We start from the raw sequence: 14,141 nt of genomic DNA, 5'->3' as shown, positions 1-14,141 counted from the left end.
CAGATAGAGTGTGTCCTTTGCCAGGGGTGGTGGAGGACCGCGCCGGGCGCAGGACGCCGGACGAAGGGTGGGCGAGTGAGCACCACGACCAACGACCTCGTCGCCGCCGAGATCGCGGCCGAGCAGGAGCACGTGGACCGTGTCTACGCCGAGCTCGCCAAGGCGGCGCAACGGGCCGAGCTGGTGCATGCCGAGGGCATGGCCCGCGGCCAGACCGACCGTCGGGGGACCGGGGACCCCCGCGAGGAGGAGCTGGCCGGGCTCTTCGAGCGCGACGCGCTCGTCTACTCGGCCAGCAAGCGGCGCGCCTCCCTCGAGCACCAGCACGAGGGGCTGGTCTTCGGCCGTCTCGACCTGGAGCACGCCGGCCGGGCAGGTGGTGACGGCGCCTCCGGCCACGACACGCGGGAGGTGCGCTACGTCGGCCGCCTCGGGGTGCGCGACGACGACTACGAGCCGCTCGTCGTGGACTGGCGGGCGCCGGCGGCCGCCCCGTTCTACCGGGCCACGCCCGTCGACCCCCAGGGGGTGCTGCGGCGCCGGGTGCTGCGCTGCCGCGGCGAGGAGGTCGTCGGTGTCGAGGACGACCTCATGGTCGCCGACCCGCCCGAGGACATCGTCGTGGTGGGCGACGGCGCCCTCATGGCCGCGCTCACCCGCAGCCGCGGCGCCCGCATGCGCGACATCGTCGCGACCATCCAGCAGCACCAGGACGAGGCCATCCGCGCGCCCGCCCGCGGCGTCACCGAGATCACCGGCGGCCCGGGCACCGGCAAGACCGTGGTCGCGCTGCACCGCGCGGCCTACCTGCTCTACTCCGACCGGCGCCGCTTCGAGGGCGGCGGCGTGCTGGTCGTGGGCCCGTCCGCGGCCTACACCGCATACATCGAGCGCGTCCTGCCCTCGCTGGGCGAGGAGAGCGTGGTCCTGCGCAGCCTCGGCGACGTCGTCGGCGGCATGACGGCGACCCGTCTGGACCCGCCCGCCACGGCCGCGGTCAAGGGGTCTCTGCGGGTCCGTCAGCTCCTCGCCCGCCTCTCGCGGGAGCCCGCACCGGACGCCCCGACGCAGCTGCGCGTGTTCGTGGGTGGCCACGCGATCCGCCTGACCGAGGCGCACCTGCGCAGGGCCCGGTCCCAGGTGCTGCGGCACCACCACCGCAACACCTCCTTCGACGCGGCGGTCGAGACGCTTGCCGGACTGGCGTGGGAGCAGGTGCAGCAGGGCGAGCGCGCCGAGTTCGTCGACCGCTTCGTCGACTCCAGCGAGGTCGAGGCCTTCGCGCGGGAGTGGTGGCGGCCGGTCGACCCCCGCGAGGTCCTGCTCTGGCTCGCCGACCAGGACCTGGTGCGGCGCCTGGGTGTCGTGTCCGACGAGGAGGGGCAGCTCCTGGCTGCGTCATACCGCCGCGCGCTGACCGACGGGGAGTGGACGGTCGCCGACGTCGCGCTGGTCGACGACCTGCACGCCCGGCTCGGCCCGGTCGTCGACCTGCCGAGCGAGGAGCGGGGGTTCTTCGAGATCGAGGAGCTCGACGACGCCTCCCAGTACGGTGTCGCGGCCCTGCGGGTCGGTGGGGACGGGGCCGCCGGGTCGGCCCGGCCCCTCGCCCCGACCGACGAGGACGGCCGGCCGGTGGTGGTGGCCTCCGACCCCACGGCCTCCGAGCGCGTCTCCCGCGACCCGCGCACGCGGCTGCTGGCCGGCCGCATCGGCTCCGCCGACGAGTACGCCCACGTGCTGGTCGACGAGGCGCAGGACCTCTCGCCCATGCAGTGGCGCATGCTCGGGCGGCGCGGGCGCTGGGCGTCCTGGACCGTCGTCGGCGACCTGGCCCAGGCGTCGTGGTCGGACCTGGACGAGTCGTCCCGGGCCCGCGAGGAGGCCTTCGGCAGCAACGTGCGACGCAGCTTCCACATGGACACCAACTACCGCAACGCCCGCGAGATCTTCGACCACGCGGCACGGGTCATCCGCGAGCACGTCCCCGACGCCGACATCCCCGCCGCGGTGCGCGAGACCGGGCACCACCCGGTCGAGCTCACGGCCCCGCCGGAGCGGCTCGTCGAGGACGCGCGGACCGCGCTGGCCGACCTGCTGGAGCAGGTCGACGGCTCGGTGGCGGTCATCACCCCCGAGGTATGGCGTGCCCGGCTCGACGGACTGGCGGACGTGGCCGACCGGGTGCTGGTCATCGACCCGCTGTCCACCAAGGGCCTGGAGTACGACGCGACCCTGGTCGTCGACCCCGACGCCATCGTCGCGGAGTCGGCCGGCGGGGTGCGGGCGCTCTACGTGGTGCTCACCCGTGCCGCGCACCGGATGACGGTGCTGCGGCCTGTGGACGGTGGTCAGGGGTGACGGTGCCGGCGACTAGGGTCGACCCGTGAGCACCGCGCTGTACCGCCGATACCGGCCCGAGTCCTTCGCCGACGTCATCGGGCAGGAGCACGTCACTGAGCCGCTCATGCAGGCGCTGCGCTCCGGGCGGGTCAACCACGCCTACCTGTTCTCGGGCCCGCGCGGCTGCGGCAAGACCACCAGCGCCCGGATCCTGGCCCGCTGCCTCAACTGCGAGCAGGGCCCCACCCCCGACCCGTGCGGCGCCTGCCAGTCGTGCGTCGCGCTCGCCCGGGACGGCGCCGGGTCCGTCGACGTGATCGAGATCGACGCGGCCAGCCACGGTGGCGTCGACGACGCCCGCGACCTGCGCGAGCGGGCGGCCTTCGGGCCGGCCCAGTCCCGCTACAAGGTCTACATCATCGACGAGGCGCACATGGTGACGCCCAACGGCTTCAACGCCCTCCTCAAGGTCGTCGAGGAGCCACCGCCTCACGTGAAGTTCATCTTCGCCACGACCGAGCCGGAGAAGGTCCTGGCGACCATCCGCTCCCGCACCCACCACTACCCCTTCCACCTCGTCCCGCCGCAGCGGCTCACGACCTACCTGGAGCAGCTCTGCGAGCAGGAGGACGTCGCGCTCGAGCCGGGGGTGCTCTCGTTCGTCACGCGCGCCGGCGGCGGCTCGGTGCGCGACTCGCTGTCGGTCCTCGACCAGCTCATCTCCGGGGCAGGCGAGCAGGGGCTGACCTACGAGCGCACCGCGGCGCTGCTCGGCTTCACCGACGTCGAGCTGCTCGACGCGGTGGTCGACGCCGTGGCCGCGGGCGACGCCGCGACCGTCTTCGGCCAGGTCGACAAGGTGATGGAGTCGGGGCACGACCCCCGACGGTTCGTCGAGGACCTGCTCGAGCGCTACCGCGACCTCATCGTGCTGTCCGCGGTCGGTGACGCGGCCGCGGCCGCGGGGCTGCTGCCCGGCCTCCCGGCGGACCAGATCGAGCGCATGCGCCACCAGGCGTCCGTGCAGGGCCCGGAGGTGCTGTCGCGCGCGGCCGACATCATCAGCCGCGGACTGTCCGAGATGACCGGGGCCGTCTCCTTCCGGCTCATGCTCGAGCTGCTCGTCGCCCGCCTCCTGCTGCCGGCCGCGGAGGGCGAGGAGGGGTATGGCGCACGCCTGGACCGGATCGAGCGGCGCCTGACCGCCTCCGACGGTGCCGCGACGGGGTCGTCGTCGGCCGGCCCCGCGGTCACGCCGCCGCAGGAGCCCCGGCCGGCAGCCCCGGCGGACGCACCGGACGAGAGCCGGCACGTCCCCGGGCCGGACCGGAGTGATCCCGAGCGTGCCCAGCCCGCTCCCGAGCGCGCCCAGCCCCCTCCTGCACCGGAGCAGCCGTCCCCGTCCGCCCCCGGCGCCCTCGACACCGCGGCGCTGCGTCGGCAGTGGCCTGACGTCCTCGAGCGTGTCCGGCTCATCAGCCGACGCACGTGGAGCGGGCTGCAGATGGCGGTGCTGCTCGACTACGACGGTCGGCGCGTGCTGCTCGGCATGCCCGACGAGAACTGGATCCGGCACTTCATCGGCACCCAGCACCAGGAGGCCCTGCGGCAGGCCCTCATCGAGGCGATCGCGCTCGACACCCAGGTCGAGGCCGTCGTCACCGGGCCGGGCGGCGGACCGGACGATGCCTCTGCTCCGTCCGGCCCGCCTCCGTCCGGCCCGCCTCCGTCCGGCCCGCCTCCGTCGGGCCCGCCTCCGTCCGGCCCGCCACCGTCGGGACAGCCGACACCTGCCCCCACGTCCCCGCAGCAGCAGGGCGGGGCACCACCCGCCGGCCCGGCGACGGGCTCCGACGCGCCCCCGGCAGGCCCGCCGCCGGGCGTGCGCATCCGGACGCGGGCCAACCCCAACGGTGCCGCCGCCGGTGCCCCCGTCCGCACCGCGCCGCAGCCGCCCGGCCGGCCCGCCCAGGGCCCGGCCGGTGACGAGCCAGCGACGAGGCAGGGCCACGCGTCGCAGGGCAACGCCCCGGGGCCCGGGCCCACGGTCGCCGACCAGCTGGGCGCGGGTGCCTCGACCACCACCGCGGCCGGCCCCGACTGGGCGCAGCAGGCGCGCACGACCTCCGCCCCTGCCTGGGCCGCCCCCGGACCGGGTGAGGCCACCACGGAGACACCCGCGGCCCGGGTGCGCTCCCGCGCCGCGGCCGCGCCCGCGGTCGCGCCGCCCGGCGGCCCCGCGGCCCCGGAGACTGCCCTTGGCGGCCAGGTCGGGCCGGGTGACGGTGACGCCCCCAGCGAGGACGACGAGGACCTCGCCTCGTCCAAGGTCGTGGGGCAGCCTGTGATCGAGAGCGTGCTGGGCGGTACCGTCATCGCCATCAACGACGACCCCGTCGCCTGAGAGGAGGGCCATGCTCTACGAGGTGCTGCACCCGGTCGTCACGCCCCTGGCGACCGCGATCTGGCGACCCCAGGTCGTCGGCACCGAGAACGTGCCGATGACCGGCGGGGTCATCCTGGCCAGCAACCACCTCTCCTTCGTCGACAGCGTCGTCATCCCGCTGACGGCCCCCCGCCAGGTCGCCTTCCTCGCGAAGGCCGAGTACTTCACCGGCACCGGGGTCCGGGGGTGGGTCAGCCGTGAGTGGTTCACCGGGGTCGGGTCGATCCCCGTCAACCGCGACGACCCCCGGGCCGCCCAGGCCTCCCTCGACCTCGCGCTCACCCACATCCAGGGCGGCGGAGCCTTCGGCATCTACCCCGAGGGGACCCGGTCACGCGACGGCCGCCTCTACCGCGGCCGCACCGGGGTGGCGTGGCTCGCGCTGCAGTCCGGGTGCCCCGTCGTGCCCGTCGCGCTCACGGGCACCGACCAGATCCAGCCCGTGGGCTCCCGGCTTCCCCGGCGTGCCAAGGTGCGGGTGGAGTTCGGCCGGCCGATCGAGGTCACCGGCCGTTTCGACGGGGTGCCCCAGGGGCGTGCCCGCCGCGAGCTCACCGACGAGGTGATGGCCGCGATCCTGGCGATGTCGGGCCAGGAGTGGGCCGACGAGTACAACCAGCGCCAGCCGGACCTGCCGGGGTGAGCGGCCGCGAACGGCCCTGGGCGGCCGTGCTCTTCGACTTCGACGGCACCCTCGCCGACACCGTGCCGCTCATCGTGGAGTCCTTCCGTCACACGCTGGCCGAGACGGACGGCGACCTCGAGGAGCACGAGATCCGGGGGTGGATCGGCCGCATCCTGCACGACGTGCTGGAGGAACGGCACCCTGGGCGCGGGGAGGAGCTGGTGCGGCGCTACCGCGAGCACAACCTGACCCACCACGACACCCTCATCCGACGGGTCCACGGGGCTGCCGAGCTGCTCGCCGACCTGCACGCGCACGGCATACCCGTGGCGGTCGTGTCCTCCAAGAGCCACGTCACGGTTCGCCGGGGCATGCGAGTGACCGGGCTTCCAGAGGTCGAGCACGTCGTGGGCCTGGAGGACACCACGGCCCACAAGCCCGACCCCGCCCCGCTCCTCGAGGGCGCCCGGCGCCTGGCGGTGGACCCCGCGGCCAGCGTCTACGTCGGGGACGCGCTCGTCGACGTGCTGGCCGCCCGGGCCGCCGGCATGGGGTCGGTCGCCGTCACCTGGGGTGCCGGCACCCGGGACGTGCTGCAGCGCGCCGACCACGTGGTCGACGACGTCGCCCAGCTCAGAGACGTGCTGCTGCCGGGCGCGCCGAGAGGCCGCCGTGCCGGAGGACCCAGCCCGACGACATAGAGTCCTCCCTTGTGTACGAGGGTGTGGTCCAGGACCTGATCGACGAGCTCGGCCGGCTGCCCGGCGTCGGGCCCAAGGGTGCGCAGCGGATCGCCTTCCACCTGCTGACCGCCGATCCCGAGGAGATCACCCGCCTGTCCGACGCGCTCATCCAGATCCGGGAGAAGGTCCGCTTCTGCGACGTGTGCGGCAACGTGGCCGAGGCGGAGCAGTGCCGCATCTGCCTGGACCCGCGGCGCGACGCCTCGCTGATCTGCGTCGTGGAGCAGAGCCAGGACGTCGCGGCCATCGAGCGGACCCGGGAGTTCCGGGGCCGCTACCACGTGCTCGGCGGGGCCATCAACCCCATCGGCGGGGTCGGCCCGGACGACCTGCGGGTCCGCGAGCTCGTCACCCGGCTCGCGGACGGGCAGGTGAGCGAGGTCATCATCGCCACGGACCCCAACCTCGAGGGGGAGGCCACCGCGACCTACCTGGCGCGCATGCTCGCCGCCTTCGACGGGGTGCGGGTCAGCCGCCTCGCCTCGGGCCTGCCCGTGGGCGGGGACCTGGAGTATGCCGACGAGGTGACCCTCGGGCGGGCCTTCGAGGGCCGCCGCGTGCTCTCGGGCGGCACCCCGTCGTCAGGCTGACGCCGAGCCCGGGCTGGCGGTCCTCGGCCGGCGTGACTCAGGTCCGCAGGACCCACCGTCGGCGCCGGTTTGCCCCTACTGTGGAGGCATGAGCGAGACGGCGGAGGACGGCTGGGACGTGCTGGCGGAGCAGATGCACGCCGAGGTGACCGCCTACTTCGCGGTCCTGCACAAGGTGGCCTCGGGCGAGGCACCCGAGACGGCCCTCCCCGTGCTGCTGCTGGCCGTGGGTCAGCTCTGCGGCGCCGGGGCGCGCATCGGCGCCCTCGTGGACGTCGTGCCCGAGGAGCGGTTCGAGCCCGACGCGGGTCCGGACCCCGACCTCGAGGAGGTGCGCGCGCGCCTGCACGCCCTGCTGGGCGGCGTCGACACCTACTGCGACCTGGAGGACCCGGTGCTCTCCGGCGAGGTCGTCAGCGGGTCGCTGTCCGCCGACCTGGTGGCGATCGCCTCGGACCTGGAGCACGGACGCGCCCACTTCGAGGCGGGTCGTCCCACCGAGGCGATGTGGTGGTGGCAGTTCAGCTACGTGTCGTCCTGGGGGGAGCGCGCGGCAGCGGCCCTCCGGGTCCTGCTGGCGCTGCTGTCGCACGTGCGCCTGGACGCCGACGACGAGCAGGTCATGGAGGCCGAGATGGCCGCCCTCCACCAGGTCTGACCCCGCAGCCGGCCGCCCCTCAGGAGCGGGAGGACCCTCCGCGCTGCTCCGGCGCCTCGGCCAGCTCGTTGGGGGTGGTCGCGGGGTCCACGGCGGCACCGGAGCGGTAGGCCGCCCGGCCCAGGTTGTTGGACGCGACCGACGACATGATGATGAAGCCCAGCACCGCCACGGCCGCCTTGACCAGGTCGACCCAGTCGAAGCCGTTGGTGCGCACGTCGTGCACGAGCGCTCCGACCACGATGAGCGGCAGACCAAGACCGGTCGCGGCGGACAGCACGTTGATCCGAGACAGGCCGTCGCGGGCCTTCATCATGGCGACGGCGCTGACGAGCACGAAGAGCGCACCGGTCAGGCACAGGACCCCGACGACCACGGTGACGACCATCAGCGTCTCCCTCTGGTCAGGATCCGGGACAGGGCGATCGTGGCCAGGATGCCGATGAGTGCGGCGATCGAGGCGACGTCGAAGACGATCGAGGAGCCGACCGCGAGCGCGCCCATGACGACGATGCCGACGGCGCAGAAGTAGAGCAGGTCGCTGACCGCGGCCACCGACGCGTCGTCCGGCGCGGTGTAGAGCCTGACCAGGCCGAGCACGGCGGCGACCAGCAGGATGCCGACGGTGCCGGCGACGACGACCATCACGACGCGCTCCGTTCCCGGGCCCATGCAGAGCCTCTGGTCATCGTGAGCACGTGGTCCTCCATGATGCGCAGGTCGGCCCGGACGGCCTCCGGGTCCTCGGCGTAGATCGCGTGCACGTAGAGCGTGGGCGGGGCGGCACCGGCCGCACTGGCGATGCCGACGGTGATGGTGCCGGGGGTGATGGTGATCGAGGAGGCCATCAGGCTGACCTCCAGGTCCGTGGTGCACCGCAGGGGCAGCTCCAGGATCGCCGGCTGCATGTCGACGCCGGGAAGCAGCGCGTCCCGGGCGACGTCCAGCGCACCCTTGACGATCTGGACCCCGAGCCAGGCGCTGTAGCTCACCATGCGCAGCGGGTTGATCATGGCAGCACCGCCTCGACGTAGGGCGCCGTGTCGACCAGGCCCTGGGCCGCCCGCGCGGTGATCGCCATCAGCGGGCCGGCGCCCAGGAACATCAGCAGCTGCACCCCGACGAGGGTGGCACCGGGCGCCCAGAGCCGGACGGGGATGCGGACGTCCTCCGGGACCGTGGTGAGCCTGGCGCGGCCGGTCTCGGGGCTGTCGGGGCGGTAGGCCGCGAGCGGCGGGCCCCAGAACACCCCGACCCACAGCCGCTGCATCGCCAGCAGGCTCGCGACCGAGGCGAGCAGCACCATGGTCAGGAGCAGCCAGCCCTGCCAGGAGGCGGCACCCGCGGCCGAGCTGACCACGGCGACCTTGCCGACGAACCCGGAGGAGGCGGGGATGCCGATGAGGGAGAACAGCCCCAGGGCCATGAGGACCGCGACCGCGCGGTCGCGCTGCATGAGCCCGGAGAGCCGCTCGTAGCGACCGGTGCCGTAGACCTGCTCGATCGCGCCGGCGAGCAGCAGCAGGGCGCTCATGGTGACGATGTGGTGGACCATGTAGAAGAGGCCGGCGCCCAGCGACGCGACGGTGAACAGCGCCACCCCGACCAGGATGTGCCCGACGCCGGCGACCATCTGCCAGGCGAGGGCGCGGCGCATGACGTGCTCGCCGAAGGTGCTCCACGCCCCGACGGCCAGCGTGGCGACGACGAGCAGGACCAGCACCGGGGCCCAGGGGGCGGGGCCGTCGAAGAGGGTCGAGTAGACGCGGTAGACGGCGTAGAGCGCCACCTTGGTGTGCAGCGCCGAGAAGAGGGCCATCACCCCTGCGGAGGTGGCGGGGTAGGTCTGGGGCAGCCACCCGTGCACCGGCACGACCGCGCCCTTGACGGACAGGGCGAGCAGCACGACGGCGGTGGCGAGCGCGAGCTCGGGCTGCTCGGAGGCGGCGTCGGAGAGCACCGCGAGGTTGACCGAGCCGGCGACGGCGTACACCAGGCCCACCCCGGTGAGCAGGATGGCGCTGGTGAGCAGGTTGACCACGACGAAGGTGCGCCCGATCCCCAGGCGCCGCCAGGTGCCCGTCACCGCGATGAGGGCGTAGGAGGGCAGCAGCATGACCTCGACCATGACGAAGAGGTTGAAGAGGTCGCCGGTGAGGAAGGCGCCGTTGACGCCGCCGTGCAGCATGAGGACCAGCGGAGGGACGAAGCGGTAGCGGTCCTCCCCGGTGACGGACAGGAACCAGATCGCGCCGAGGGTGGCCAGTGACGTGACGGCGATCATCAGCGCCGAGAGGGTGTCGGAGACGAACGGGATGGCCACGCCGGGGGCGAACGCCCCGACCTGGTGGGCCAGCACCGGCTCGTCACGGTGCAGCTGCAGGAGGACGACGGCGAAGGCCAGGGACGCTGCCGGCACGGCCAGGAGCAGCACTCGTTGGACGACCCGGTGGCGGGCGACGACGAGCAGTCCTGCGGCCAGGAGCGGCACGGCCAGCAGGAGCGGGAGCAGGGAGGCCGTCACGTCGCCCGCTCCTCGCCCGTGGCCGGCATGCGCTTGGTGTCGTCGTTGTGCCCGATGACGGCCATCCCCAGCATGAGCACGGTCACGGCGAAGGCGATGACGATCGCGGTCAGCACGAAGGCGTGGGGCAGCGGGTCGGTGGCCACCGCGGGGTCCACCCGGTCCGGCAGCGGCTCACCGCGCCAGGCGCTGACCCCGGCCAGGAGCAGGATGAGGTTGGCGGCGTGGCTGAGCAGCGCCAGGCCGAAGATGACCCGGACCATGCTGCGCTGCAGCAGCAGGTAGACGCCGCCGGTGACGAGCACGGCGACGGACGCGGCGATGATCATCGGTCCTCCTCCGGGTCCGCGACGTTGCCCGGCGGTGTCCCGTGGGCCAGGTAGGTGGTGCGCCGCCCGACCCGGCCCTTGTGCTGCGGGTCGGGGCCCTCGGGGACGCCGGCGGCGTGGGCGCGGGCGAGCGCCGTGTCCCGGTCGGCCAGCTCGGCCGGGGTCTCCCCGCGCGCGCTGTCCATCGGGCCGGTCAGCTCACCCTCGACCGACTCGTCGGCACGCTCGCGGGTCCGCTCCCGCCCGCCCGTGGCCCCCAGCAGGTTGAAGGCCTCCATGACCAGGCCGAGGACCGCGGCATAGACACCGAGGTCGAAGAGCAGGGCGCTGGTGAGGTAGAGCGGTCCGACGTCGCCGCTGATCGGCGCCAGGAACGACCCCTCGGCGACCAGGCCCCACAGCCCGGTGAGGATGGCGACCGCCACGCCGCCCCCGATGAGCAGCACCGGGAGCCGGGCCGGGCCGACCGCCTGGTCCCGGGCGGAGGAGAGGTAGACCAGCGCCACGACCGTGGAGCCCACCAGCGCGGCGATGAAGCCGCCACCGGGGGAGTTGTGGCCACGCCAGAAGAGGATGAGCGAGATGACCAGCAGCAGCGGTGCCGTGAGCCGGACCAGCAGCTGCATCGGCACGGCGTTGCCCCACGCCTGGTGGATCGCCCGGTGGGCGGCACTGCCCGGCTCGCGCAGGGCGATGTCCGGCTGGGGCAGGTGGCTGGGGTCGTGCTCGGCGGGTGGGTCGAGGAAGCGGTCGCGCACGGTGGACAGGATCGCGACCATCGCGACGCCGGCCATGCCCAGCACCGTCAGCTCCCCGAGGGTGTCCAGGGCCCGGAACTCCACGAGGATGGTGTTGACCACGTTGTAGCCGTGCGTGATCTCCGGTCCCTGAGTCAGGTAGTAGTCGGCGATGTCGGAGCGTTCCCGGCGGCCGGTCAGCGCGAAGGCTCCCAGGCCGGCGGAGAGCCCGGTGACGACGGCCAGGGTGAGGGCGGCGCGCTGGCCGAGCCGGGGTGACCGTCCGAAGCGCAGCGGCAGCTTCTGCAGCACCAGCATGATCATGAGGATCGTCAGGGCCTCGACCAGCAGCTGGGTCAGGCCGACGTCGGGGCCGCCGAGCGCGAAGATCTGCACGGTGATGCCGACGCCGACCGCCGAGAGGCTCACGGTGGCGGCCAGGCGGGACTGCGAGATGGCCACTCCCGCCGCGCCCAGGAGGATGACCACGAAGGCGACGCCGTCGCTCCAGCGGTCGAGCCCGGGGTGCTGATCGGCCAGCCGCCCGGTCAGCAGCAGCCCGAGCGACCCGCCGCCCAGGACGGCCGACAGGACGACCAGGACCGGGGCGACGTGGCGGGTGGGGCTGTCCGCGCGGACCAGGAGCGCGAGCCGCATACCCGCCCGGGCCACGGGGGCGACGAGCGCCGCGATGACCCCGGCCCCGTCGCGGGAGAAGGTGTCGCGCTCCAGCGCGGGGAGCAGTCGGTGGCGCCGCACGATCACGCCGACGCCCACGGCGATGATGAGCAGGGAGGCCACGAGCTCGGCGTTGACCCCGTGCCACAGGGCCAGGTGCGTCTCGGGCTCCACGTGCGGCAGCGCGGCGGCGACCGCGCGGTCGAGCGGCACGTCCAGGACGGCCACCACCAGGGCCAGCGGCAGACCGACCAGGATGGGCAGCGCGGCGAAGACCCCCAGCGCCGGCGGTGTCGCGTGCAGGGGCTGGTCCTCGGGCCAGCGCTCCTGACCGCGCCCGTCGACGAAGCCGTGGAGGACGATCTTGGCGCAGTAGGCGAAGGTGAGCACCGACGCCGCCGCCGCGGCGACGAGGACGACCCACCCGGTCCACGCCGGCCCGGGGGTCTCGAGCAGGCCGGTGAAGACCTTCTCCTTGGAGACGAAGCCGAGCATCGGCGGCACCCCGGCCATCGAGGCGGCGCCCAGCACGGTCGTCCAGAACATCAGCGGCATGGCGCTGCGCAGCTCGGGCAGCCGTCGCACGTCGCGGGTGCCGGTGGCGTGGTCGACGACGCCGACCATCATGAACAGCCCCGACTTGAACAGCGCGTGGGCGATGACGTGCAGGACGGCGGCGGCCAGGGCGTACTCGGTCCCGACGCCGATCGCGGCGACGATGAGCCCCAGCTGGCTCACGGTGGAGTAGGCCATGAGCTTCTTCAGGTCGGTCTTCTGCAGCGCGAACCAGCCGCCGAGGGCGCAGGTGAGCAGGCCGACCGTGATGAGCGTGACGTTCCACACGGGCACGTCGTGGAAGGCCGGCGAGAAGCGCATCAGCAGGAAGATGCCGGCCTTGACCACGGCGGCGGCGTGCAGGTAGGCGCTGACCGGGGTGGCCGCTGCCATGGCGTCGGGCAGCCACACGTGGAAGGGGAACTGCGCCGACTTGGTGAAGGCCGAGAGCAGGACGAGCAGCGCCACCCCCGTGGTCAGCGCCGGCTGCTCGTCCCAGACGGGGTGGGCCAGCGCCTCCTGCAGCCCGGTGGTGCCGGTCGCGGCGACCATGACCACGACCGCGGCCAGCAGCGTCAGGCCGCCGAGGAAAGTCACGAGCAGGGTCCGCATCGAGGCGGCCTCGCCGGCGTGCCCGGAGCGGGCGATGAGCAGGAAGCTGGCCAGGGAGGTCAGCTCCCAGCACAGGAAGAGCAGGATCAGGTCGTCGGCGAGGACCAGGCCGACCATGGCCAGGGTGAAGAAGGCCATGAAGAGGTAGAAGCTGAGGTTGCGGCCCGGGGACAGGTAGGCCGTGGAGTAGGCCAGCACCACGGCGCCGATGACCAGCGCGATCATCGTGAAGACCAGGCCGAGGCCGTCGGCGCGCAGCGACACCTCCAGCCCGAGCTCGGGCACCCACGGCACGCTCCAGGTCACGACCTCGCCGTCGAGAACACGCGTGGCGGCCGGCCAGAAGGCGGCGACCCCGGCGAGGTAGACCGCGGCCAGGGGCCAGCCGGCGTGGCGTCCGAGCGCCCGGGTGAGGGGGAAGCTGGCGACGACGGCCAGGAGACAGACTCCCAGCGTCCACACCAGCGTCACGGGCTGGTCCTGTCGTCGCGGACCTGTGCGGTCGGCCAGGACGGTCGACGGCGGGACATGGGCCGAGTTTAGACGTTCGGACCCCCGTCGGCCCGAGGGGGGATCCGGCGGACGGTCGAGGGGCGCCGGACCCGCAGGTCCGACGCCCCTCGCGTCACGGTGCGTGCCCGGTCAGGAGGCGACGATGAGCCCGTTGGTGGCCGATCGCGCGGTCTCCAGGCGCCGGCTGACGTCGGCCCAGTTGACGACGTTCCACCAGGCGCTGACGTAGTCGGCCTTGACGTTCTTGTACTGCAGGTAGAAGGCGTGCTCCCACATGTCGAGCATCAGCAGCGGGGTCTGGCCGATCGGCACGTTGCCCTGCTGGTCCCACAGCTGGAAGACCAGCGGCTGCTGGGCGATGGAGTCCCAGGACAGCACGGCCCAGCCGGAGCCCTGGATGGTGGTGCCGGCCGCCTCGAACTGGCCCTTGAAGCCGTCGAAGGAGCCGAAGTGCTCGTCGATCATGGCGGCGACCTCACCGTCGGGGCGCCCGCCGCCCTCCGGCGACATGTTCTGCCAGAAGACCGAGTGGTTGGTGTGCCCGCCCAGGTTGAAGGCGAGGTTCTTCTCGAGCATCGGCACGGTGGCGAAGTCGCCGGACTGGCGCGCGGCGGCCAGCTTCTCCAGGGCCTGGTTGGCGCCGTCGACGTAGGCCTTGTGGTGCTTGCTGTGGTGCAGCTCCATGATCTGGCCGCTGATGTGCGGCTCGAGGGCGCCGTAGTCGTAGGACAGGTCCGGAAGGGTGTAGGTGCTCACTGCAATTCTCTCCTCATGATGTGGCGGATTGC

13 protein-coding genes are annotated in these 14,141 nt (G+C 73.5%); 6 read left to right on the top strand and 7 right to left on the bottom strand.

What is annotated here, in order from left to right:
* The first annotated feature begins 75 nt into the window (after positions 1-75).
* The 6 genes from K330_RS0106290 to K330_RS0106265 all read left to right on the top strand — a co-directional run bounded on the left by K330_RS0106290 (position 76) and on the right by K330_RS0106265 (position 7,405).
* Positions 76-2,361: a HelD family protein gene (locus K330_RS0106290; protein WP_022920989.1), complete on the top strand. Its 2,286-nt coding sequence runs from the start codon at positions 76-78 to the stop codon at positions 2,359-2,361.
* 25 nt (positions 2,362-2,386) lie between these two features.
* On the top strand, positions 2,387-4,747 hold the full coding sequence (locus K330_RS0106285; RefSeq protein WP_022920988.1) for a DNA polymerase III subunit gamma and tau: 2,361 nt from the start codon (positions 2,387-2,389) through the stop codon (positions 4,745-4,747).
* Between the two features lie 10 nt (positions 4,748-4,757).
* On the top strand, positions 4,758-5,432 hold the full coding sequence (locus tag K330_RS0106280; protein WP_022920987.1) for a lysophospholipid acyltransferase family protein: 675 nt from the start codon (positions 4,758-4,760) through the stop codon (positions 5,430-5,432).
* Entirely contained in the window at positions 5,429-6,115 is a 687-nt protein-coding gene (locus K330_RS19575; protein ID WP_022920986.1) for an HAD family hydrolase, read from the top strand. The genes K330_RS0106280 and K330_RS19575 overlap by 4 nt, the downstream gene beginning before the upstream one ends.
* 11 nt (positions 6,116-6,126) lie before the next feature.
* The gene (recR, locus tag K330_RS0106270) at positions 6,127-6,747 is read left to right on the top strand and encodes a recombination mediator RecR (RefSeq protein ID WP_022920985.1); all 621 of its coding nucleotides are present in this window, start codon (positions 6,127-6,129) and stop codon (positions 6,745-6,747) included.
* Positions 6,748-6,835: 88 nt separating this feature from the next.
* On the top strand, positions 6,836-7,405 hold the full coding sequence (locus K330_RS0106265) for a DUF5063 domain-containing protein (protein WP_022920984.1): 570 nt from the start codon (positions 6,836-6,838) through the stop codon (positions 7,403-7,405).
* A 19-nt stretch (positions 7,406-7,424) separates the two neighbouring features.
* Here the strand turns inward: K330_RS0106265 and K330_RS0106260 are convergent, their stop codons facing one another.
* The 7 genes from K330_RS0106260 to K330_RS0106230 form a co-directional block, all read right to left on the bottom strand.
* On the bottom strand, positions 7,425-7,793 hold the full coding sequence (locus K330_RS0106260) for a cation:proton antiporter (RefSeq protein WP_022920983.1): 369 nt from the start codon (positions 7,791-7,793) through the stop codon (positions 7,425-7,427).
* The gene (locus K330_RS0106255; protein ID WP_040657834.1) at positions 7,793-8,050 is read right to left on the bottom strand and encodes an MrpF/PhaF family protein; all 258 of its coding nucleotides are present in this window, start codon (positions 8,048-8,050) and stop codon (positions 7,793-7,795) included. The genes K330_RS0106260 and K330_RS0106255 overlap by 1 nt, the downstream gene beginning before the upstream one ends.
* Positions 8,050-8,418, bottom strand: a complete 369-nt coding sequence (locus K330_RS19570; protein WP_022920981.1) for a Na+/H+ antiporter subunit E — start codon at positions 8,416-8,418, stop codon at positions 8,050-8,052. The genes K330_RS0106255 and K330_RS19570 overlap by 1 nt, the downstream gene beginning before the upstream one ends.
* Positions 8,415-9,929, bottom strand: coding sequence for a proton-conducting transporter transmembrane domain-containing protein (locus K330_RS0106245; protein WP_022920980.1), 1,515 nt, complete (start codon positions 9,927-9,929; stop codon positions 8,415-8,417). Before K330_RS0106245 ends, K330_RS19570 begins: the two co-directional genes overlap by 4 nt.
* Positions 9,926-10,258 carry a sodium:proton antiporter gene (locus K330_RS0106240; RefSeq protein WP_022920979.1) on the bottom strand — a complete coding sequence of 111 codons (333 nt, stop codon included), beginning with the start codon at positions 10,256-10,258 and terminating at the stop codon, positions 9,926-9,928. The genes K330_RS0106245 and K330_RS0106240 overlap by 4 nt, the downstream gene beginning before the upstream one ends.
* Positions 10,255-13,311, bottom strand: coding sequence for a DUF4040 family protein (locus K330_RS19565; RefSeq protein ID WP_022920978.1), 3,057 nt, complete (start codon positions 13,309-13,311; stop codon positions 10,255-10,257). The genes K330_RS0106240 and K330_RS19565 overlap by 4 nt, the downstream gene beginning before the upstream one ends.
* Positions 13,312-13,482: 171 nt before the next feature.
* Positions 13,483-14,109: a superoxide dismutase gene (locus tag K330_RS0106230; protein WP_022920977.1), complete on the bottom strand. Its 627-nt coding sequence runs from the start codon at positions 14,107-14,109 to the stop codon at positions 13,483-13,485.
* Positions 14,110-14,141 lie beyond the last annotated feature (32 nt).

Source organism: Ornithinimicrobium pekingense DSM 21552 (assembly GCF_000421185.1).
Taxonomy (GTDB): Bacteria; Actinomycetota; Actinomycetes; order Actinomycetales; family Dermatophilaceae; genus Ornithinicoccus; species Ornithinicoccus pekingensis.
Note: the sequence above shows the minus strand (reverse complement) of the source record. Positions and strands in the feature narration are given on the sequence as shown.

Bases quoted from the DNA above. Each gene is read 5' to 3' on its own strand.
- K330_RS0106280 (WP_022920987.1), top strand. From the start codon at position 4,758: ATGCTCTACGAGGTGCTGCACCCGGTCGTCACGCCCCTGGCGACCGCG.
- K330_RS0106265 (WP_022920984.1), top strand. From the start codon at position 6,836: ATGAGCGAGACGGCGGAGGACGGCTGGGACGTGCTGGCGGAGCAGATG.
- K330_RS0106260 (WP_022920983.1), bottom strand. From the start codon at position 7,793: ATGGTCGTCACCGTGGTCGTCGGGGTCCTGTGCCTGACCGGTGCGCTC.
- K330_RS0106255 (WP_040657834.1), bottom strand. From the start codon at position 8,050: ATGGTCGTCGTCGCCGGCACCGTCGGCATCCTGCTGGTCGCCGCCGTG.
- K330_RS19570 (WP_022920981.1), bottom strand. From the start codon at position 8,418: ATGATCAACCCGCTGCGCATGGTGAGCTACAGCGCCTGGCTCGGGGTC.
- K330_RS0106240 (WP_022920979.1), bottom strand. From the start codon at position 10,258: ATGATCATCGCCGCGTCCGTCGCCGTGCTCGTCACCGGCGGCGTCTAC.